At 74.2% G+C, this 19928-nt stretch carries 17 protein-coding genes; 13 read left to right on the forward strand and 4 right to left on the reverse strand.

The features are described 5' to 3' along the window. Positions 1 to 126: 126 nt before the first annotated feature. The 4 genes from allB to ACIF9R_RS20375 all read left to right on the forward strand — a co-directional run bounded on the left by allB (position 127) and on the right by ACIF9R_RS20375 (position 4752). Entirely contained in the window at positions 127 to 1467 is a 1341-nt protein-coding gene (gene allB, locus ACIF9R_RS20360; RefSeq protein WP_399981814.1) for an allantoinase AllB, read from the forward strand. A 33-nt stretch (positions 1468 to 1500) separates the two neighbouring features. Next, entirely contained in the window at positions 1501 to 2622 is a 1122-nt protein-coding gene (alc, locus tag ACIF9R_RS20365) for an allantoicase (protein ID WP_399981817.1), read from the forward strand. A 502-nt stretch (positions 2623 to 3124) separates the two neighbouring features. After that, entirely contained in the window at positions 3125 to 3775 is a 651-nt protein-coding gene (locus ACIF9R_RS20370; RefSeq protein WP_399981819.1) for a dihydrofolate reductase family protein, read from the forward strand. Positions 3776 to 3864: 89 nt separating this feature from the next. Continuing rightward, positions 3865 to 4752: a universal stress protein gene (locus ACIF9R_RS20375; RefSeq protein ID WP_399981913.1), complete on the forward strand. Its 888-nt coding sequence runs from the start codon at positions 3865 to 3867 to the stop codon at positions 4750 to 4752. A 35-nt stretch (positions 4753 to 4787) separates the two neighbouring features. Here the strand turns inward: ACIF9R_RS20375 and ACIF9R_RS20380 are convergent, their stop codons facing one another. Then, positions 4788 to 4988 carry a hypothetical protein gene (locus tag ACIF9R_RS20380; protein ID WP_399981822.1) on the reverse strand — a complete coding sequence of 67 codons (201 nt, stop codon included), beginning with the start codon at positions 4986 to 4988 and terminating at the stop codon, positions 4788 to 4790. 181 nt (positions 4989 to 5169) lie between these two features. Here ACIF9R_RS20380 and ACIF9R_RS20385 point away from each other — a divergent pair, with 181 nt between their 5' ends. The 3 genes from ACIF9R_RS20385 (at position 5170) to ACIF9R_RS20395 (ending at position 7657) form a co-directional block, all read left to right on the forward strand. After that, entirely contained in the window at positions 5170 to 6420 is a 1251-nt protein-coding gene (locus ACIF9R_RS20385) for a sensor histidine kinase (protein ID WP_399981825.1), read from the forward strand. A 91-nt stretch (positions 6421 to 6511) separates the two neighbouring features. Further along, positions 6512 to 7186 (forward strand): response regulator, encoded by a 675-nt coding sequence (locus tag ACIF9R_RS20390; RefSeq protein WP_399981827.1) that lies wholly within the window; start codon positions 6512 to 6514, stop codon positions 7184 to 7186. 42 nt (positions 7187 to 7228) lie between these two features. Next, positions 7229 to 7657: a PaaI family thioesterase gene (locus ACIF9R_RS20395; RefSeq protein WP_399981830.1), complete on the forward strand. Its 429-nt coding sequence runs from the start codon at positions 7229 to 7231 to the stop codon at positions 7655 to 7657. Positions 7658 to 8117: 460 nt separating this feature from the next. On the opposite strand, the gene ACIF9R_RS20400 is transcribed toward ACIF9R_RS20395, so the two are convergent. Further along, positions 8118 to 9140 carry a Gfo/Idh/MocA family oxidoreductase gene (locus tag ACIF9R_RS20400; protein ID WP_399981832.1) on the reverse strand — a complete coding sequence of 341 codons (1023 nt, stop codon included), beginning with the start codon at positions 9138 to 9140 and terminating at the stop codon, positions 8118 to 8120. A 116-nt stretch (positions 9141 to 9256) separates the two neighbouring features. On the opposite strand from ACIF9R_RS20400, the gene ACIF9R_RS20405 reads away from it, so the two are divergent. The 5 genes from ACIF9R_RS20405 to ACIF9R_RS20425 all read left to right on the forward strand — a co-directional run bounded on the left by ACIF9R_RS20405 (position 9257) and on the right by ACIF9R_RS20425 (position 17298). Further along, positions 9257 to 10006, forward strand: coding sequence for a GntR family transcriptional regulator (locus ACIF9R_RS20405; protein WP_399981915.1), 750 nt, complete (start codon positions 9257 to 9259; stop codon positions 10004 to 10006). Between the two features lie 204 nt (positions 10007 to 10210). Then, positions 10211 to 11359, forward strand: a complete 1149-nt coding sequence (locus ACIF9R_RS20410) for an ROK family glucokinase (RefSeq protein WP_399981835.1) — start codon at positions 10211 to 10213, stop codon at positions 11357 to 11359. Further along, positions 11356 to 11934, forward strand: a complete 579-nt coding sequence (locus tag ACIF9R_RS20415) for a sugar kinase (protein ID WP_399981837.1) — start codon at positions 11356 to 11358, stop codon at positions 11932 to 11934. Before ACIF9R_RS20410 ends, ACIF9R_RS20415 begins: the two co-directional genes overlap by 4 nt. 133 nt (positions 11935 to 12067) lie before the next feature. Then, positions 12068 to 14995, forward strand: coding sequence for a DEAD/DEAH box helicase (locus ACIF9R_RS20420; protein ID WP_399981839.1), 2928 nt, complete (start codon positions 12068 to 12070; stop codon positions 14993 to 14995). 188 nt (positions 14996 to 15183) lie between these two features. Continuing rightward, positions 15184 to 17298, forward strand: a complete 2115-nt coding sequence (locus ACIF9R_RS20425) for an SWIM zinc finger family protein (protein ID WP_399981917.1) — start codon at positions 15184 to 15186, stop codon at positions 17296 to 17298. Positions 17299 to 17385: 87 nt separating this feature from the next. Here the strand turns inward: ACIF9R_RS20425 and ACIF9R_RS20430 are convergent, their stop codons facing one another. Both ACIF9R_RS20430 and ACIF9R_RS20435 read right to left on the reverse strand, forming a co-directional pair. Continuing rightward, a complete protein-coding gene (locus ACIF9R_RS20430) occupies positions 17386 to 17751 on the reverse strand; it encodes an ArsR/SmtB family transcription factor (RefSeq protein WP_399981842.1) in 366 nt (121 codons plus the stop codon). A 203-nt stretch (positions 17752 to 17954) separates the two neighbouring features. Next, complete coding sequence (locus ACIF9R_RS20435) at positions 17955 to 18329, reverse strand: hypothetical protein (protein ID WP_399981845.1); 375 nt, start codon at positions 18327 to 18329, stop codon at positions 17955 to 17957. A 331-nt stretch (positions 18330 to 18660) separates the two neighbouring features. On the opposite strand from ACIF9R_RS20435, the gene ACIF9R_RS20440 reads away from it, so the two are divergent. Continuing rightward, positions 18661 to 19659 (forward strand): MerR family transcriptional regulator, encoded by a 999-nt coding sequence (locus ACIF9R_RS20440; RefSeq protein ID WP_399981848.1) that lies wholly within the window; start codon positions 18661 to 18663, stop codon positions 19657 to 19659. Positions 19660 to 19928 lie beyond the last annotated feature (269 nt).

Raw genomic sequence — 19928 nt, forward strand, 5'->3', positions numbered from 1 at the left:
ACCGGTGGGCGGGCCCTCCGCGGGGGAAGGGTGCCCTTGACGAGCCGGAGGCCGAGGTGAAGACTCCTTCAACAGAACGTTGAAATGTCCGTCCCCTGAAGCTGTGGACCTCCCGGAGGGTTGCGCGTGCCCGACGCCGAACTCGTGCTGCGCTCGACGCGCGTCATCACGCCCGAGGGGACACGTGCCGCGTCCGTCGCGGTCGCCGGCGGCACGATCACCGCCGTCCTGCCGTACGACGCGCCCGTCCCCGCGGCCGCACGCCTGGAGGACCTCGGCGACGACGCCCTGCTGCCCGGGCTCGTCGACACCCACGTGCATGTCAACGACCCCGGCCGCACCGAGTGGGAGGGCTTTTGGACCGCCACCCGCGCGGCGGCGGCCGGCGGCATCACCACGCTGATCGACATGCCGCTCAACTCCCTCCCGCCCACCACCACCGTCGGTCACCTGCGCACCAAGCGGCACACCGCCGCCGGCCGGGCCCACATCGACGTCGGCTTCTGGGGCGGCGCCCTGCCGGACAACGTCAGGGATCTGCGCCCGCTGCACGAGGCCGGGGTCTTCGGCTTCAAGGCCTTCCTGTCGCCCTCAGGCGTGGACGAGTTCCCGCACCTCGGTCAGGAGGAACTGGCCCGTTCCCTCGCGGAGATCGCCGCCTTCGACGGACTGCTGATCGTGCACGCCGAGGACCCGCGCCACCTCGCCGACGCCCCGTCGCACGGCGGCCCGAAGTACGCCGACTTCCTCGCCTCCCGCCCGCGTGAGGCCGAGGACACCGCCATCGCCCACCTCATCGGCCTCGCGCAACGTCTCGGCGCGCGGGTCCATGTCCTGCACCTCTCCTCCAGCGGCGCGCTGCCCGCGATCGCCGCGGCCAAGGCGGACGGCGTACGCGTCACCGTCGAGACCTGCCCCCACTACCTCACCCTGTCCGCGGAGGAGGTCCCGGACGGAGCCAGCGCGTTCAAGTGCTGCCCGCCCATCCGCGAGGCCGCCAACCAGGATCTGCTCTGGCAGGCCCTGGCGGACGGCACCATCGACTGCGTCGTCACCGACCACTCCCCGTCCACCGCCGACCTCAAGACGGACGACTTCGCGACCGCCTGGGGCGGCATCTCCGGCCTCCAGCTCAGCCTGCCGGCCGTCTGGACCGAGGCGCGCGCACGCGGCCACGGCCTGGAGGACGTGGTGCGCTGGATGGCGACGGGCACGGCCCGGCTGGCCGGACTCGACGCCCGCAAGGGCGGCATCGCGCCCGGCCGCGACGCCGACTTCGCCGTCCTCGCCCCCGAGCGGACCTTCACCGTCGACCCCGCGGCGCTCCAGCACCGCAACCGCGTGACGGCGTACGCGGGCAAGACCCTGTACGGAGTCATCACCTCCACCTGGCTGCGCGGCCGGCGCATCCTGGCCGACGGAGAGTTCACCGAACCGAAGGGCCGGCTGCTCACCCGCTCCCCCTGACACCGACATCCCGAGAGGCAGGACCGGACCACCGTGACGGCGATCGAGAACTTCACCGGCCACGCGCCCCCCTACGGCGGAGGCGACCCGTACGCGGACTACCGCACCGCCGGCTTCCCCTTCACCCACCACGCCGACCTCGCCGACCGCCGGCTCGGCGCCGGTGTCATCGCCGCCAACGACGAGTTCTTCGCCGAGCGCGAGAACCTTCTGCTGCCCGGGCGCGCCGAGTTCGACCCCGAGCACTTCGGGCACAAGGGCAAGATCATGGACGGCTGGGAGACCCGGCGCCGCCGCGGCACCTCCGCCGACCGTCCCCGGCCGACGGCGGACGACCACGACTGGGCGCTGATCCGGCTCGGCGCGCCCGGAGTCGTCCGCGGCATCGTCGTGGACACCGCCCACTTCCGCGGAAACCACCCGCAGGCCGTGTCCGTCGAGGGCACCTCGGCCGAGGGGGCCCCGTCCCCGGAGGAACTGCTCTCGGACGACGTGACGTGGACGACGCTGGTGCCGCGCACCCCGGTGGGCGGCCACGCGGCCAACGGCTTCGCCGTGACGGCCGGGCAGCGCTTCACCCACCTGCGGCTCAGGCAGCACCCCGACGGGGGCATCGCGCGGCTGCGCGTGTACGGCGAGGTCGTCCCGGACCCGGCCTGGCTGGCGGCGCTCGGCACCTTCGACGTGGTCGCCCTGGAGAACGGCGGCCGGGTCGAGGACGCGTCCGACCGCTTCTACTCACCGGCCACCAACACCATCCGTCCCGGACGCTCGCAGAAGATGGATGACGGCTGGGAGACCCGGCGCCGCCGCGACGAGGGCCATGACTGGATCCGCTACCGGCTTCTCGCGCAGGCGCGGATCCGCGCGGTGGAGATCGACACGGCGTATCTGAAGGGCAACAGCGCGGGCTGGGCGTCGGTGTCGGTGAGGGATGGCGAGGGCGGCGAGAACGGCGAGGGAGGCGAGGGCGGCGACTGGCGCGAGATCCTGCCCCGGACCCGCCTCCAGCCCGACACCAACCACCGCTTCGTCCTGCCGGCCCCGGCGACCGCCACCCACGCGCGCGTGGACATCTACCCGGACGGCGGAATCTCCCGCCTGCGCCTCTTCGGCACGCTGACCCAGAAGGGCACAACCGCCCTGCCCACCTGACCGCGCGCCGCCGCGGCCGCTGCGCACGCTCGCGCCTTAACGGACCCCACCCCGCGCTTCTGCGGGGCCGGTGCCGCGGTGGCACCGGCTCCGCGAACGGCGTGCCGCTCCCGCAGCCGCGGATGCTGGCGGCTGCTCCGCAGCCGCGGACACTGGTGTCGTGGCGACCGGCCCCGCGAGCAGTGTGCTGCCCCCGCAGCCGCGGGTGCTGGCACCGGCGACCCCGCAGCTGCGGGCAGTCGTGCCTCCTCCAGTGCCTGAAGGGCCTGGGAGGTGCCCCCAGGGCGGCACGGGTGGGCGCATCGGCACCGGGCAGCGCCGGCTGAGAAGTCCCCGTGGGGTACGGGCAGCGCCGGCGGCAAAGTCCCCGTGCGGCACCGGCCAGCGCAGCGGAGACGCGCAGGCACCCGGGTCATCACCCCACCGATGAGTTGTGGACCCCGCCCCGGTCTGAACAGATGGCGGTACACCCACCCCACCGCACCAAAAGGACGGCGCAGCCATGGGCAAGCTCGTAGTCACCACCTTCGTCACCCTCGACGGCGTCTACCAGGCCCCCGGCGGCCCTGAGGAGGACACCAGGGACGGCTTCGAACAGGGAGGCTGGAGCGTCCCCTACGTCGACGAGGACTTCGGCCGGTTCGTCGACGAGGACTTCGGCCGGTTCGTCGACGAGGTCTTCTCCCGCGCGGGCGCCTTCCTCCTCGGGCGTCGTACGTACGACATCTTCGCCTCGTACTGGCCGAAGGTGACCGACCCCGCCGATCCGGTCGCCGGGAAGCTGAACGCGCTGCCGAAGTACGTCGCCTCGGCCGGCCTCCGCGACCCCGGCTGGGCCGGCACCACGGTGATCGGCCGCGACCTCGCCGAGGAGGTCACCGCGATCAAGGAGCGCACCGACGGCGAGCTCCAGACGCACGGCAGCGGCGCACTCGTCCGTTCCCTGTTCGCCCTGGACCTCGTCGACACCCTGCACCTGCTGACCTTCCCGGTCGTCCTCGGCGCCGGACGCCGGCTGTTCCCGGAGGGCTTCGAGCCGGTCGCCCTGCGGCACACCGGTGGACGGATCACCTCCTCCGGTGTGTCGGTCCAGTCCTACGATCTTGCCGGACGGCCCCGGTACGGGGAGTTCCCGCTGCCGGAAAACAACTGATCTTGTGGGTCGGACGGCCCATGACAACCCAGGGGTGCGGACGGCATGCTGGGACCTGATCAGTAAGAGTTTGGCAAGAAGGAGACATGGTGAGCGGTCTGGTGGTCGTGGGCGTCGACGGTTCGGCGTCGGGTCTCGCCGCGGTGGAGGTCGCCGCTCGGGAGGCGGCACTGCGAGGGGCGGGGTTGCGGGTGGTGCACGCCTGCGTCTGGCCGGCGATGCATGTGCCCATGGGGCCGTCGCCGCTCGGGCCGCCGGAGGGCGGGTTGCGCAACGTGGTCGACCGCCTCATGGCCGAGGCGGTCCAGCGGGCGGCGGAAGCGGCTCCCGAGGTCGCCGTCGAGCAGGTCGTGGTGACCGGTGAGTCCCTCACGGTGCTGGAGGCGCAGTCGCGCGGCGCCGAGCTTGTGGTGGTCGGATCCCGGGGCATGGGCGGATTCGTCGGCCTCCTGGTGGGCTCGACGGCGGTGCATCTGACGGCGCACGGACAGTGCCCGGTCCTGGTGGTGCGCGAGCAGCCGGTGGCGGACGGTCCGATCGTTCTGGGCGTCGACGGTTCGGCCGCCGGCCGGAAGGCCGTGGAGTTCGCCTTCGCCGAGGCCGCCCTGCGCAAGGCGCCCCTGGTGGCGCTGCACACCTGGACCGACTGGAACGCGCCCCTGCCCGCCCCGCAGGACCCGTCGGCGCCGTACGCGAACCCGCCGGGAGCCCTGGCCGAGGAGGAGGAGCGCCTGCTGTCCGAGGCACTCGCCGGTCTCCAGGAGCGTCACCCGGATGTGGTGGTCGAACACCGGACGGTGCACGGCGGTGCGCGTGAGGAACTGATCGAGGCGAGCCGGTCCGCCCAGCTCCTCGTGGTCGGAGCGCGCGGGCGTGGCGGCTTCACCGGGCTGCTGCTGGGCTCGGTCAGCCAGGCCCTGCTGCACCACGCGCACTGCCCGGTCGCGGTGGTGCGCGGAGCGGGCGAGCGGGACTGAGCAGGGCGTGCACGGAGAGCCGGAAGGCCGGCACGTCAGCCGGCCTTCCGGCTCTCAGCCGCGGCGAACAGTGCGGCGGCCAGCACCAGCAGGGCGATGCTCGCGAAGATCTCGTAGCCGTCGAGGGATCCCCACCGGTGCACGAGACCCCAGTTCCAGTCGGTGAACTCGCTCACCAGACCGGCCGCCCCTTGCACCATGGCGAGGAACCCCAGAACCTCCAGCATCTGCTTCATGGCACCGACTCTCGCCCCGTGGCCTTCCCCTCCGCATCGGCCACGGGGCGAGAGCCGGTGCGCCACAAGACGGTGATCCGGACCGGCCGGAACGCCGAAGGACTGCGGTGTCGCGACTTCGGTCGCCGTTCCGCTCCGTTCGGTGCCGCCGGCGGACGGCCCCCGCATAGATTTGTCGACCGTGACTGGCGACAAGGTGGCGCAGAGCGGCCCGGTGTTCACGGGGCGCCGATGGTTCTTCCCGTCCGCGCTCCTCCACGCGCTCGATCCCGACGCGACCCGCTCCGGGCGCCGGCCCCGGCGCACCGCGCGGGACTGGGTCGTCGACTTCGCCTGCTTCCTGCTGGCCGTTCTCGTGGGCCTGCTGGGCGCCGAGACGCTCAGCAACAACCACGACCTCTCTCCCGGGCTGGTCGCCGCCGACCAAGTACTGGGCGCCCTGTCCTGCGCCGCCGTCTGGCTGCGCCGCCGCCGGCCCCTGGGGCTGGCCGTCGCGATGGTCCCGGTCAGCTTCGTCTCGGAGACCTCCGGCGGTGTGGCCGTGATCGCCCTGTTCACGCTCGCCGTGCACCGGCCCTTCCGGTACGTGGCCTGGGTGGCCGGAGTCGAGACGCTACTTGTGCCGCTGTACTTCTGGTGGCGCCCGGACCCGGATCTGCCGTATCTCGCCACGATCGTTCTCTTCGTGGTACTCACCGTCGCGGTCGTCGGCTGGGGCATGTTCGTACGGTCCAAGCGACAGCTCATGCTGAGCCTCAGGGACCGGGCGCGGCGCGCCGAGACGGAGGCGAGGCTGCGGGCCGAGCAGGCGCAGCGGCTCGCGCGGGAGGCCATCGCGCGGGAGATGCACGACGTTCTCGCGCACCGGCTGACGCTGCTGAGTGTGCACGCGGGCGCGCTGGAGTTCCGGCCCGATGCCCCGCGCGAGGAGGTCGCGCGGGCGGCCGGTGTGATCCGGGAGAGCGCGCACGAGGCGTTGCAGGACCTGCGGGAGATCATCGGGGTGCTGCGGGCCGGGGAGTCCGACGACACGGGACGGCCGCAGCCGACGCTCGCCGCGCTCGACGGCCTGGCCGTCGAGTCCCGGGAGGCCGGTATGAAGGTCACCCTGGAGCAGCGGGTCACCGACCCGGCCGCGGTGCCCGCCTCCGTCGGCCGCACCGCCTACCGGATAGCCCAGGAGGGTCTGACCAACGCCCGCAAGCACGCTCCCGGCACGGAGGTCACCGTTTCGGTCACCGGTGGGCCGGGGGAGGGCCTCACGGTGACCGTGCGCAACCCCGCGCCGGACGGGGACGTCCCGCACGTGCCCGGCGCGGGGCAGGGCCTGATCGGCCTCACGGAACGGGCCACCCTGGCGGGCGGAACGCTGGAGCACGGTCCGGCCCCCGACGGCGGGTTCGAGGTACGCGCACGGCTGCCGTGGCGATGAAGCGGGTCCGGTGCCCGGAGCGGAGCCCCGGCCCGGCACTTCGGGCGACCCGGGTGTCCGCACTCCGCCCCGCCGTGATGAGGTACCGCCCATGACCGCGATCAGACTGCTCCTCGTCGACGACGACCCGTTGGTGCGGGCCGGGCTGTCCTTGATGCTGGGCGGCGCGGAGGACATCGAGATCGTCGGTGAGGCCGCCGACGGCGGCGAGGTCGGGGCGCTCGTCGACCGCACCCGCCCGGACGTGGTCCTGATGGACATCCGGATGCCGACCGTGGACGGTCTCACCGCGACCGAGTCGTTGCGCCGCCGCGACGACGCCCCGCAGGTCGTGGTGCTCACCACTTTCCACGCGGACGAACAGGTGCTGCGGGCGCTGCGCGCGGGCGCCGCCGGGTTCGTCCTCAAGGACACCCCGCCCGCCGAGATCCTTGCCGCGGTCCGCCGGGTCGCGGCCGGTGATCCGGTGCTGTCGCCCGCGGTCACCCGGCAGTTGATGGCGCACGCGGCCGGCACCGGCGGCAGCACGCGGCCGGCACGCGCGCGTGCGCGCGTGGCCGACCTCAACGACCGCGAACGCGAGGTCGCCGTCGCGGTCGGACGGGGACTGGCCAACGCCGAGATCGCCGCGGAGCTCCATATGAGCGTCGCCACCGTCAAGGCCCACGTCTCCCGGATCCTGGCCAAGCTCGACCTCAACAACCGCGTGCAGATCGCCCTGCTCGCCCATGACGCCGGTCTCCTGGAGGAGACCGACACCCCCTGACCGCCGTCACCCGCCCGCCGTCCTCCCGAGGAGCCCCACTCCATGACCGCGTCCCCCGCGCTCGACCTCACCACCGCCCGGCAGGCCCTGGACGGCCAGCCCTTCAGCAGACTCCTCGGCGCCCGGCTGACGGCCTTCGGGGACGGCGGGGCGACCCTGGAGATCGACATCCGGGAGGAACTGCACCAGCAGAACGGCTTCCTGCACGGCGGCGTGCTCTCCTACGCCGCCGACAACGCCCTCACCTTCGCCGCCGGTGCCGTCCTCGGCCCGTCCGTCCTCACCGGCGGCTTCTCCGTCCAGTACCTCCGCCCGGCCACCGGCCGCACCCTGCGCGCCCGCGCGGAGGTCGTGCACGCCGGCCGCCGCCAGGCCGTCGTCCGCTGCGATCTGCTCACCCTCGCCGAGGACGGCACGGAAACGCTGTGCGCGGTCGCCCAGGGAACGGTCCTGCCGACCCGGTCCCCCTGAACCGCCACGCCGTCCGACTCTCCTGACCCGGACCACTCCGGCCCCTCCGAGCCGCGCGGCCTGGGATTCCGCGCCGCCGCGCGGGCCCGGGTCCCTGAGCTGGACGGGCCCGGGGTCCCTGATCCGCGGCGCCGGCCGGGTGTGGTGAGCTGCGTCGGCGGGGGGCCTTGAGCCGTCGTGCGGGCCCGGGTTTCGTGGCCCGGATCGGTCCGGGGCCCTTCGAGCTGCGCCGGCTGGGGATTCTGCGCCGCCGCGGGGGCCCGGGTTCCTGAGTTGGACTGGTCCGGGGTCCCTGATCCGCGGCGTCGGTCGGGTGTGCTGAGCTGCGCCGGCTGGCAACTCTGCGTCGCCGCGTCGGCCCGGAGCCCTTGACCGGTGATGCCGGTCGGGGGCCCCGGGCCGAGCCGGCGGAGACTCCTGAGCCGCCGGGCCGGTCAGGGCCCCCTGAACCGCGCCCGTGTCAGGTCAGTGCCGCTTCCGATCCGCTCAGCAGTTCCGTCGGCCTGACCGGTCTGCGTTCCCGCCGCGAGCGCTCGCACGCCTCCGCGACGAGGAGCGCCTGGAGGGCCTCGCGCCCGTCGCAGGGGTTGGCCCGCTCACCGTTCACGACCTCGACGAACGCGATCAGCTCGGCCTCGTACGCGGGCCCGAACCGCTCCAGGAAACCCGTCCACGGCTTGTCCGCGGCCGGCGGCCCGTTCGGTTCCGTGGAGGCGATCGGCGTACGGTCGTCCAGGCCGACGGCGATCTGGTCCCGCTCCCCGGCGAGTTCCATCCGCACGTCGTAGCCGGCGCCGTTTAGCCGGGTCGCGGTGACCGTGGCGAGCGTGCCGTCGTCCAGGGTGAGGAGCGCCGCGCCGGTGTCGACGTCGCCCGCCTCGCGGAACATCGCGGGCCCGGCGTCGGACCCGGAGGCGTACACGTCCACGATCTCCCGGCCGGTCACCCAGCGCAGGATGTCGAAGTCGTGGATCATGGTGTCCCGGTACAGCCCGCCGGACTGCGGCAGATACCCGGCCGGCGGCGGCTCCGCGTCGCTGCTCATCGCCCGCACCGTGTGCAGCCTGCCGAGGCTGCCCGAGCGCACCGCCTCACGCGCTCCCCTGTAACCGGCGTCGAACCGCCGCTGGAAGCCCATCTGCAGCACCGTCCCGGCGGTCTCGACCTCGGTGACCGCCTGTAACGTGCCCGCGAGGTCCAGGGCGATGGGCTTCTCGCAGAACACCGGCAGCCCGGCCCGCGCGGCCCGGCCGATCAGTTCGGCGTGGGCGGACGTGGCCGCCGTGATCACCACGGCGTCGACTCCCCAGGTGTAGATCTCGTCCACCCCGGGTGCCGCCGTCTCGCCGAGCCGGTGTGCGAGGGCCTGGGCCCGCGCCGGATCGACATCCGTGAGGATCAGGGAGCCGACGTCGCGGTGCCTGCTGAGTGTGTGGGCGTGAATGGTGCCGATACGGCCCGTACCGATGACCCCGATGCGCATGGCTACAAAGTGAGCCCCGCGCCGCTCCCTGTCAATGCGTATGTCCGGACAACCGAACTACACGACTTCCCGTCAACAGCGCACGGGGCTACGCTCGGCCCGTGCCGAAACCAGAAGTGGACCCGACCGTACAACTGGAGCTGAGCGTCGACCGCGGCTCCCCCGTGCCGTTGTACTTCCAGCTGTCCCAGCAGCTGGAGTCCGCCATCGAGCACGGCGCGCTGACCCCCGGCACCCTGCTGGGCAACGAGATCGAGCTCGCCGCGCGGCTCGGTCTGTCCCGGCCGACCGTCCGCCAGGCCATCCAGTCGCTCGTCGACAAGGGCCTGCTCGTACGCCGCCGAGGGGTCGGTACCCAGGTGGTGCACAGCCAGGTCAAACGCCCGCTGGAGCTCAGCAGCCTCTACGACGACCTGGAGTCGGCCGGCCAGCGCCCCGCCACCACCGTGCTGGTCAACACCGTCGTCCCCGCGTCCGCCGAGGTCGCCGCCGCGCTCGCGGTGACCGAGGGCAGCGAGGTGCACCGGATCGAGCGGCTGCGGCTCGCGCACGGAGAGCCGATGGCGCACCTGTGCAACTATCTGCCGCCCAATCTGCTGGACCTGGCCACGCCGCAGCTGGAGGCCACCGGGCTGTACCGGCTGATGCGGGCCGCCGGGATCACCCTGCACAGCGCCCGGCAGACCATCGGCGCCCGCGCCGCCACCGCCGCCGAGGCCGAGCGGCTGGGCGAACAGCCCGGCGCCCCGCTGCTCACCATGCAGCGCGTCACCTTCGACGACACCGGCCGCGCGGTGGAGTTCGGCACCCACACCTACCGCCCCGACCGCTACTCCTTCGAGTTCCAGCTGCTGGTGCGGTCCTGAGCGGCACGACGACCTTCGTCGCAATGACAGGACAATGTGACCGGCAGCGCGAGCCGTAGTGCCCCCGGGGGCGCGCCCGTGACGACTGCCGCGTCGCCGCGCGGGCGTGGCCGGCCCCGACGCACCCGCACCCGGAAATGATCCGCACCACGCACCCGGCATCTGTTCGGCACCCGGTGGAGCCGTGCGGCAGAATCGCAGACGATGAGCACCTACCGCGACTTCACCGCCCCCATCGGTTCCCGCCGCGCCCCGGTCCTGAGAACCGTCGGCACCAGGGAGCGCCGCTCCCACCTCACGGCACCCCGGGTCCCGACGGTGGGCATCGACATCGGCGGCACCAAGGTGATGGCGGGCGTCGTCGACGCCGAGGGCAACATCCTGGAGCGGCTCCGCACGGAGACCCCGGACAAGTCCAAGAGCCCGAAGGTCGTCGAGGACACCATCGTCGAACTGGTGCTGGACCTGTCCGACCGGCACGACGTGCACGCGGTCGGCATCGGCGCGGCCGGCTGGGTCGACGCCGACCGCAACCGCGTGCTGTTCGCCCCGCACCTGTCCTGGCGCAACGAGCCGCTGCGCGACCGCCTGGCCGACCGCCTCGCCGTCCCGGTCCTGGTCGACAACGACGCCAACGCCGCCGCCTGGGCCGAGTGGCGCTTCGGCGCCGGACGCGGTGAGGACCACCTCGTCATGATCACGCTCGGCACCGGCATCGGCGGCGCGATCCTGGAGGACGGGCAGGTCAAGCGCGGCAAGTACGGCGTCGCCGGCGAGTTCGGCCATATGCAGGTCGTCCCCGGCGGCCACCGCTGCCCCTGCGGCAACCGTGGCTGCTGGGAGCAGTACAGCTCCGGGAACGCGCTGGTCCGCGAGGCGCGCGAGCTGGCCGCCGCCGACTCGCCGGTCGCCTACGGGATCATCGAGCATGTGAAGGGCAACATCGCCGACATCAGCGGCCCGGTGATCACCGAGCTGGCCCGCGAGGGCGACGCCATGTGCATCGAGCTGTTCCAGGACATCGGCCAGTGGCTCGGCGTCGGCATCGCCAACCTCGCCGCCGCCCTCGACCCCTCCTGCTTCGTCATCGGCGGTGGCGTCTCCGCCGCCGACGACCTGCTGATCGTCCCCGCGCGGGACGCCTTCAGACGCCATCTCACGGGGCGTGGCTACCGCCCCGAGGCCCGTATCGTCCGCGCCCAGCTCGGCCCCGAGGCCGGCATGGTCGGCGCCGCCGATCTCGCCCGTCTCGTCGCCCGCCGCTTCCGCCGGGCCAAGCGCCGCCGCGTCGAGCGCTACGAGCGGTACGAGCGGTACGCGGAGGCCCGCCGCACCACCCAGGAGACACTGTGACCGGCGAATCCCCCCAGCGGCCGGACGTCCCGGGCGAGCCCCGCCCGGCCGAGGACCGGCGGCACACGATCCGCCGCCGGGCGCTCACCCTGCTGATCATCGTGCTGCTCATCGGCGTCCCCGCCGGCTACCTGGTGATCTCGGCGAACCAGAGCCGGGCCAGCGGCAAGGACAAGGCGGCGAAGTACTCCGCGACCGGTCTCACCGAGGGCTGGCCGTCCAAGGTCCAGCGCCGCATCTACCAGGTGCCGATACCGCACCCGGCCTGGTGGGTGGCGTCGTACGAGACCAACAACTGGAGGACCAGCCGTCTGTACGTCGAGTTCGAGACGACCGACGCGGGCCTGAGCGCCTTCCTCGCCACCATGGGCGTTCCGGAGAGCGAACTGAAGCGGGACCACATCACCATCGGTGCACGCGACCGGGAGGTCACCGACTGGACGTTCGACGGACCCGGCACCTGGTCGGGTCTGGTCCACGAGCAGAAGGACCCGGCACCCACGCACGACGTCGTCGTCAACCACGACAAGCCGGGCTATCCGTGGGTGTACGTCGTCTCCCGCACCGTGCCCTGACCCCGGGCGCCCCGCCGCCCGGTCCGGGCCCCGCCACCGGGCCGCGTACCGGCCGCCGGAGCCGGTTGTCAGAGCCCGCCCGTAAAGTCGAGGACGACTGGATCCGACACGCGGGCGGGAGGTGACACGACGTATGGGCGAGCGGACGCCGACGGACGCACGGGACACGGGCACCGGGCCCGGTGCGGCCGGGCCCGGTGCGGCCGGGGGCGGGACGGACGTGCCGGTCCGGCTCGCGGCCGTCTTCCTGCCCGCGCCCCTCCCGCGCGACGGACGGATCGCCTTCTACGACCCGGAGAGCGGCACCGAAGGCGGCCTGGCGGGAACCGGGCCCACCCCGGCCCCCGCCCAGGGGCCCGACGCCTCCGCCCGGCACACCGATCTGACCGTGGTCCGCCCGCACGGCGCCGGTGTGCGGCGGCGCACGGTCCCTGCCCTCACCCTTCCCGTGGACGAGGCACTGCCGCTGCTGGTCCGGGCCCGGCACGACCCCGCGGCCCATCCCGCCACCGCCTGCTGGGGAGCCGCCGCCCTGCACGCGCTGCGACTCACGGCCCGCGGCCGGCTGCTCCCCGGCCTGACCGCCACCGGCCACGACGCCTGGCGGGCCGGCCCGCTCGACCCCGACGACGCGGCGCATCTGCGGGCGGTGGCCGCCGCCCTGCCTCCCGCGGGGCACGCCGTCCCGCTGCCGGGGCCCGGCCCGCTGCGGCTGCCCCGGCCGGAGGCGCTGGTGCGCGCTTTCCTGGACGCGGTCGCCGACACCCTGCCCCGCACCCCCGCAGCGCCGTACGCCTCGGGACTGCCGTTCGCCGCGCGGGGGGCCCAGCGGCTGCCCGGCGCCCACGACTGGGCCGCCGAGGTCGCCGCCGGGATGGACGCCGGGGTACGGATCTCGCTCCGCCTGGACCTGTCCGCGTACGACCTCTTCGACGCCGGCGCGGGAAGGGACGCCCGGGGCGCGGGCGCGGCGATCGTCCAGGTGCACAGCCTCGCCGACCCGACCCTGGTGGCCGACGCCGCAGCCCTGTGGTCGGGCGAGGCCGACAGCGCCTTCGGCCCGCGCGCGCGGGTGGACGCCGCCCTCGCCGTGCGCCGCGCGGCCCGTGTCTGGCCGCCCCTGGACCGGCTCTCCGACCAGGACGTGCCCGATGTGCTGGCCCTGTCCGAGGACGAGCTGAACGACCTGCTCGGCGTGGCGGCCACCCGGCTCGCCGCGGCCGGGGTCGCCGTGCACTGGCCCCGGGACCTCGCCCAGGACCTCACCGCCACGGCGGTGGTCCGCCCGGCACCCGGCTCGGCGACCGACGGCACCGGCTTCTTCGAGAGCGAGGACCTGCTGCGGTTCGGCTGGCAGCTCGCCCTCGGCGGCGACCCGCTCACCGAAACCGAGATGGACGCCCTGGCCGAGGCCCACCGTCCCGTCGTACGCCTGCGCGACCAGTGGGTGCTGGTCGACCCCGCCCTCGTCCGCAAGGCCCGCAAACGGGACCTGGGGCTGCTCGACCCGGTCGACGCGCTGTCCGTCGCCCTCACCGGCCACGCGGAGGTCGACGGCGAGACGGTCGAGGCGGTCCCCGCCGGGGCCCTGGCCGTGCTGCGCGACCGCCTGACCGCCGGTGTACGGCCCGCCGTACCACCGCCAGGACTGGACGCCACCCTGCGCGACTACCAGCTCCGCGGCCTGGCCTGGCTCGACCTCATGACCTCCCTCGGCCTCGGCGGCTGCCTCGCCGACGACATGGGCCTCGGCAAGACGATCACCCTCATCGCGCTGCACCTGAAGCGGGCCCGCGGTGAGCCGACCCTGGTGGTCTGCCCCGCCTCGCTGCTCGGCAACTGGCAGCGGGAGATCACCCGCTTCGCGCCCGGCGTCCCCGTGCGCCGCTTCCACGGCCCCGACCGCAGCCTGGACGAGGCCGACGGCGGCTTCGTCCTCACCACCTACGGCACCATGCGCTCCGCCGCGCCGGCCCTGGCCGCCCACGCGTGGGGCATGGTCGTCGCCGACGAGGCGCAGCACGTCAAGAACCCCCACTCCGCGACGGCGAAGGCACTGCGGACGATCCCGGCCCTCGCGCGGGTGGCGCTCACCGGCACACCCGTGGAGAACAACCTCTCCGAGCTGTGGGCCCTCCTCGACTGGACGACGCCCGGCCTCCTCGGCCCGCTCAAGTCCTTCCGCGCCCGGCACGCCCGCGCGGTGGAGACCGGCGAGGACGAGGAGGCGGCCAGGCGCCTGGCCCGACTGGTGCGGCCCTTCCTCCTGCGGCGCAAGAAGTCCGACCCCGGCATCGTTCCCGAACTGCCGCCCAAGACCGAGACCGATCACCCCGTGCCGCTCACCCGCGAACAGGCCGCGCTGTACGAGGCGGTGGTGCGCGAGTCGATGGCCGCCATCGAGACCGCACAGGGCATGGGCCGCCGCGGTCTGGTGCTGAAACTGCTGACCTCGCTGAAGCAGATCTGCGACCACCCGGCGCTGTATCTGAAGGAGGAGCACACGCACGCGGGGGACGGCCGGCTCGCGGCCCGTTCCGGCAAACTCGCCCTGCTGGACGAATTGCTGGACACCCTGCTGGCCGAGGACGGCTCGGCCCTGGTGTTCACCCAGTACGTCGGGATGGCCCGCCTGATCACCGCGCACCTCACCGAGCGCGCGGTCCCGGTCGACCTCCTGCACGGCGGTACGCCGGTACCGGAGCGGGAGCGCATGGTCGACCGCTTCCAGAGCGGCGCGAGCCCCGTTCTGATCCTGTCCCTGAAGGCGGCCGGCACCGGTCTGAACCTCACCCGCGCGGGACACGTCGTCCACTTCGACCGCTGGTGGAACCCGGCGGTCGAGGAACAGGCCACGGACCGCGCGTACCGCATCGGGCAGACCCAGCCCGTCCAGGTCCACCGCCTCGTCACCGAGGGCACGGTCGAGGACCGTATCGCCGAGATGCTGGAGTCCAAGCGGGCGCTCGCCGACGCGATTCTCGGCTCGGGCGAGTCGGCCCTCACGGAACTCTCCGACCGTGATCTGTCCGCCCTCGTCGCCCTGCGGAGGCTGGCATGACTCCCCGCCCGTCCGACGAGGCCCGTGAGGCCCTGCGCGCGGCACGCGAGAGGGCGTCCGGCGATCCGGCGGCCACCCCTGCCCGGCCGCCGTCCGGTCAGCGGCACCGCCCCGGCGACGCGGCCCGCGAAGCCCTCCGCCGCGCGGTCCGCGCCCGCCGTGAGGCACACCCGGCCACCGACGCGGGCATGCCGCCCGGAGACGGCACCCCCGAGGGGGCGCGGCCCGGGGAAGCACCGGCCGACGAGCAGGCGCCGCCCGCGGGAAGCACGCGGACGCGACCCTCCGACCCCGGACAGGCGCCTCATGAGGCCGGGACCACCGGGGGAGTGCCCGGCGGCGCGATGTCCGGGGAGGCGGCGGATGCCGGTGAGCCGGGGGCCGGGCCGAGGGCTGATGCGGGGGTGTCCGGCGGCGGGACTGCGGCCGGTGCGGCTGAGGGGACTGTCGCGGGTGCCGGGGGGTCCGAGTTCCGGGAGGTGAGCGGGCGGGTCGGGTCGGTTTCCGGCGGGCGGGTGGTGGCTGGTGGGACGGGGACCGGGCCGTCCGGCGAAGGGCCGTCCACGGGAGAGGCGAGGGCCGGCGCGGGGGTGTCCGCCGACGGGGCTGTGGTCGGTGCGGGGGACCACCCCGTCGCCTCCGGCCCGGTGACCGACCCCGGCCTCGACGGTGCCGACCGCCCCGGCCGGCGGCCCGGGGACGTCGCGCGGGAGGCCCTGCGCTCGGCCCGCGCGGAGCGCGCCCGCGCACAGGCCGAGGACCGGCCCCGGCCCACGCGGCGGCGCGCCGCGTCGCCCGCCCCTCGCGTCCCCCGTACCACGCGCGGTGACCGTGTCGCCGACGAGCGGGCCCGAGAGGTACGCGCGGCCCTCGCCGACGCCTTCCGTATGCCCACAGGCGCGGACGCCCCCCGGCCGGAGCCGGCTTCCGACGCGGGCACCCGCCGGGAGGGCCCGTCCGCCCCGGCTCCACCCGCCAGGACCGGACCCGTACCACCGGCGACGCCGCACCCCCCGCACGCCACGCCCCGCTCCATGGCCGCCCCCGCCCGCGACGGCGAACTGCGCCGCACCTTCCCCGCGTTCCCACCCCGTGCCGGCGGTGGTGCGGGCTTCGCCGGGACATGGTGGGGCGGGGCATGGGTCACCGCGCTGGAGGACGGCGCGCTGGACCCCGCGCGGCTCGCGCGGGGACGGGGCTACGCGGAGCAGGGGCACGTCGACGCCATCACCGTGACGCCGGGGCTGGTCCTCGCGTACGTACGGGGCAGCCGTCCCCGGCCCTACCGCGTGCAGGTGCGGCTGCGGACGTTCGGGGACGCCGACTGGGAGCGCTTCCTGGACGCCGCCGCCGAGCGGCCCGGACACATCGCGGCGCTGCTCGACAAGGAGATGCCCGAGTCCCTCGCCGACTGCGGGGTCCCCCTGCTGCCCGGCCCCGGTGACCTCGACCCGCGATGCAGCTGCCCCGACTCCGGCCACCCCTGCAAGCACGCCGCGGCCCTGTGCTACCAGACCGCCCGGCTGCTCGACGCCGACCCCTTCGTGCTGCTCCTGCTGCGCGGACGCGGCGAGCGCGAGGTGATCGACGCGCTGTCCCGGCTGAGCGCGGCCCGTGCGGCCCGCGCCGCCCGGGAAAAGGAACCGGAGCCCCTGCCGGGCATCCGCGCGGCCGAGGTGATCGCCCGCACCGACCGCGAACTCCCCCCGCTCCCCGCCCCGTTGCCCCCGCCGCCGCATCCGCAGCAGCCGCCCGCCTATCCCGCGTCCCCCGGCGGGCCGGACCCGTACGCGCTGGACCAGCTCGCCACCGACGCGGCCGCCCGCGCCCACGCCCTGCTCACCACCGGCCGGGATCCCGTCGGCGGGCTCACCCTGTGGCACGACGCGGTGCGTCTCGCCGCCGCCCGCCCCGGTTCCGGCCTGACGGCGGCCACGCGCACGCTGTACTCCTCCCTGGCCCGGGCCGCCGGCCGGGGCCCCGCCGAGCTGGCCCGCGGGGTCGCCGCCTGGCGCCAGGGCGGCCCCGCCGGACTCGCCGTGCTGGAGGAACCCTGGGACCCGCCGGCCGGCCGTTTCGACCGTGCCCGGCCCCTCCTGCTCGCCGCCGACCTGCCCGCCTTCCGCCCTTGGCGCAACCGGCTGACCCATCCCCGCGGCCATGTCCAGCTCCGCCTCGGCCGCGACCACCTCTGGTACGCCTACGAGTCCGAACCGGGCCACGACGACTGGTGGCCCCGGGGCACCCCCGACCCGGACCCCGTGGGCGCCCTGACCGGCCTGGACACACCCGGCGCCCTGTGAGGCACCCGGCCCACGCGCCGAACGGGCCGGACGCCGCTGACGTCCGACCCGTTGACCGCACTCCGGGCGCCCGACCGGGAGGGCGCCTCAGCCCTGCCTGCTCCGGGGGACCGACCGCATGGACGCGTCGGTCTCCCGGAGTTCGGCCAGCAGTTCGCTCTGCCCGGCCAGCAGTTCGGTGAGGATCCTGCGGGCCGCGCGGAGCAGATCGGCGACATCGCCCCCGGCCAGTGCGTAACGGACGGTGGAGCCCTCCCGCACCGAGACGACGATGCCGGACCTTCTGAGCACGGCCAGTTGCTGCGAGAGGTTGGACGGCTCGATGTCGATGTCGGCGAGCAGGTCCCGCACCGGCACCGGACCGTGCTGGAGCAGCTCCAGGACCCTGATGCGCACGGGGTGTCCCAGCATGCGGAAGAACTCCGCCTTGGCCTGGTAGAGGGGGACTTGCATGGTGCGCGCTCCCTGCCGCGTCGGGGATGTTCTCCAAGGCACGGCGGCGCCCCCGAAGACGCGCCGCCGCATGATCTGCCGTCCTTCGCCACCGATCCTTCTCGCCCGGTGCGGCGCGCATCCACGGATTGGGACGATGTTGATGTGGTGACTTGAAGAAGTCTTCACATCATGGGCGCGCGTCGGCCCGGATCTCGGATCGTTCATACCTCCAACTGTTCTTCGATCCGCTTGAGCTGGTGGCGGGCCATCGCCAGGTTCGACCGGGACTTGTCGAGCACGAGGTACAGGAACAGTCCGTTGCCGCTCCGGCCGGTGACCAGCCGGATGAGGTGGTACTGGGCTTCGAGCGTGATGAGGATGTCCTCGATCTGGCCGCTCAGGCCCAGCAGTTCCATGGTGCGCACCTTGGCCCGGATGACGTCCGTGTTGCCCGCGGCCGCGACGGTGAGGTCCAGGTCCTTCCCCCCGCCCAGGGTCCCCAGGGCCATGCCGCTGGAGTAGTCGACGACGGCCGCTCCGATCGCCCCTTCAATGGCGGTCATCATGTCCTTCAGCGACACTTCCACCGTTGCCATGGATGTCTCCTCTTCGGTGTTCTCGTGGTGGTGCCGGCTCTCGACGGGCCCAGAGCTCCGCTCGTCCTGACCGGCGCTGGAACCGTAGACGGGCGAGACCGGCCCGAGGGGACGTGTTTTCCGGGATGGCCGCGCAATGGTCGAATGCGTGCGTCACGAACTGCCGTTTGATCGGGATGGGTTCGAAAAACTCCGATCTCTGTCGCGCAGTCCGCGCGTCGTCACGGGCCGGCACCGCCGGCCCCACCGTCACCGCGAGGCCGGCGGAGACGACATCGATGCATGAACGACGCGGACAACATGCGTCGGTTGTGCGTCGTACAGTGAGGGCATGAGTGCGCTGACGGAGAACGGTGAGCACGGCGAGGACGTCGTCCCGCCGGACGGCGGGCTGACCACCGGTGAGGTGGCCCGGCGTCTGGGGGTGGCCCCCACCACGGTCCGTACCTGGGACCGCCGCTACGGTCTGGGCCCCGACAGTCATACCGGCGGCCGCCACCGGCGCTGGACGGCGCAGGACGTGGCCCGGCTGGAGCGGATGTGCGCGCTGACGGCGACCGGACTGCCCCCGGCCGAGGCCGCGCGCCTGGCACGCGGCGAAGCGCCGCCGCCCGTCACCCCGGCTCACGGCGTGGCCGTCGGCCCACGGCGGGCGCCTGCCCACAGCCGGGCGGGCAGCGGGCTGCGGCTCGGTGACGCGCGTCAGGAATGCAAGGGCATCGCTCGCGCGGCCCTGCGGCTCGACGCCGCCGCACTGGACCGGCTGCTGCTCGACGCAATCACCGAGCACGGCCTGATCGCCGCCTGGACCGAGGTGATCGTGCCCACGCTGCAGGCCGTCGGCCGCAAGTGGGAGACCTCGGGGGAGAAGTACGTCGAGGTCGAGCACTTCCTGTCCTGGCACGTCTCCGGCGCGCTGCGGCGCACCGTGCCCGGCACGGTCGCCGACCGGCCCGGCGCCACCACGGTGCTCGCCTGCGTACCGGGGGAGAACCACACGCTCGCGCTGGAGGTGCTGTCCGCCGCACTGACCGAACGGGGTGTTCCGGTGCGGATGTTCGGCGGCGCTCTGCCGGTCGAGTCGCTCGTCGCGGCGGTGCGCAGGACCGGGCCGGCCGCCGTCGGCCTGTGGGCGCAGTCCCGTGCCACCGCCAGCAGGCCGCTGGCCCAGCACGTGGCCGGTATGGAGTGGGGCGTGCGCGGCGCGCGCCGGGGACCGGTCGTGCTGACCCTCGGACCCGGCTGGGCGGGGCGGGCGGTGGCCGGATCGACGCGTCCGACGGGGCTTGCCGAAGCCGTCGCCGTCCTGGAGTCCGTCGTCACCCGGTGACGTGCTGTCGTCCCGGGCACTCGACATGCCGTCGTCCCGGGCACTGGGACGTGCCGTCGTCCGGGGCACTGGGTCGTGGCTCCTGGCATCGGCCCGGTGAACGTGGTCCGCTGGACCGGCGGGCACGGCCGCGGCCCGTTGTCGCGTGACCCGCGGTGCCGACGGCAGGCGCGTGCCGCGGGCCTGCCACGGCGCGTTCGGGGTACCGGTCGGGCGAGCGGGCCCGGCCACGAGCCCCGGCGTCCAACGAGGAGAAGCATGACCGACGA

Source organism: Streptomyces sp. NPDC086080, from assembly GCF_044540255.1.
Classification (GTDB): Bacteria; Actinomycetota; Actinomycetes; order Streptomycetales; family Streptomycetaceae; genus Streptomyces.

Bases quoted from the DNA above. Each gene is read 5' to 3' on its own strand.
- ACIF9R_RS20425 (WP_399981917.1), top strand. From the start codon at position 15,184: ATGCCGCCCGGAGACGGCACCCCCGAGGGGGCGCGGCCCGGGGAAGCA.
- ACIF9R_RS20410 (WP_399981835.1), top strand. From the start codon at position 10,211: ATGAGCACCTACCGCGACTTCACCGCCCCCATCGGTTCCCGCCGCGCC.
- ACIF9R_RS20435 (WP_399981845.1), bottom strand. From the start codon at position 18,329: ATGGCAACGGTGGAAGTGTCGCTGAAGGACATGATGACCGCCATTGAA.
- ACIF9R_RS20400 (WP_399981832.1), bottom strand. From the start codon at position 9,140: ATGCGCATCGGGGTCATCGGTACGGGCCGTATCGGCACCATTCACGCC.
- ACIF9R_RS20370 (WP_399981819.1), top strand. From the start codon at position 3,125: ATGGGCAAGCTCGTAGTCACCACCTTCGTCACCCTCGACGGCGTCTAC.
- ACIF9R_RS20440 (WP_399981848.1), top strand. From the start codon at position 18,661: ATGAGTGCGCTGACGGAGAACGGTGAGCACGGCGAGGACGTCGTCCCG.
- ACIF9R_RS20395 (WP_399981830.1), top strand. From the start codon at position 7,229: ATGACCGCGTCCCCCGCGCTCGACCTCACCACCGCCCGGCAGGCCCTG.
- ACIF9R_RS20390 (WP_399981827.1), top strand. From the start codon at position 6,512: ATGACCGCGATCAGACTGCTCCTCGTCGACGACGACCCGTTGGTGCGG.
- ACIF9R_RS20430 (WP_399981842.1), bottom strand. From the start codon at position 17,751: ATGCAAGTCCCCCTCTACCAGGCCAAGGCGGAGTTCTTCCGCATGCTG.
- ACIF9R_RS20380 (WP_399981822.1), bottom strand. From the start codon at position 4,988: ATGAAGCAGATGCTGGAGGTTCTGGGGTTCCTCGCCATGGTGCAAGGG.
- ACIF9R_RS20420 (WP_399981839.1), top strand. From the start codon at position 12,068: ATGGGCGAGCGGACGCCGACGGACGCACGGGACACGGGCACCGGGCCC.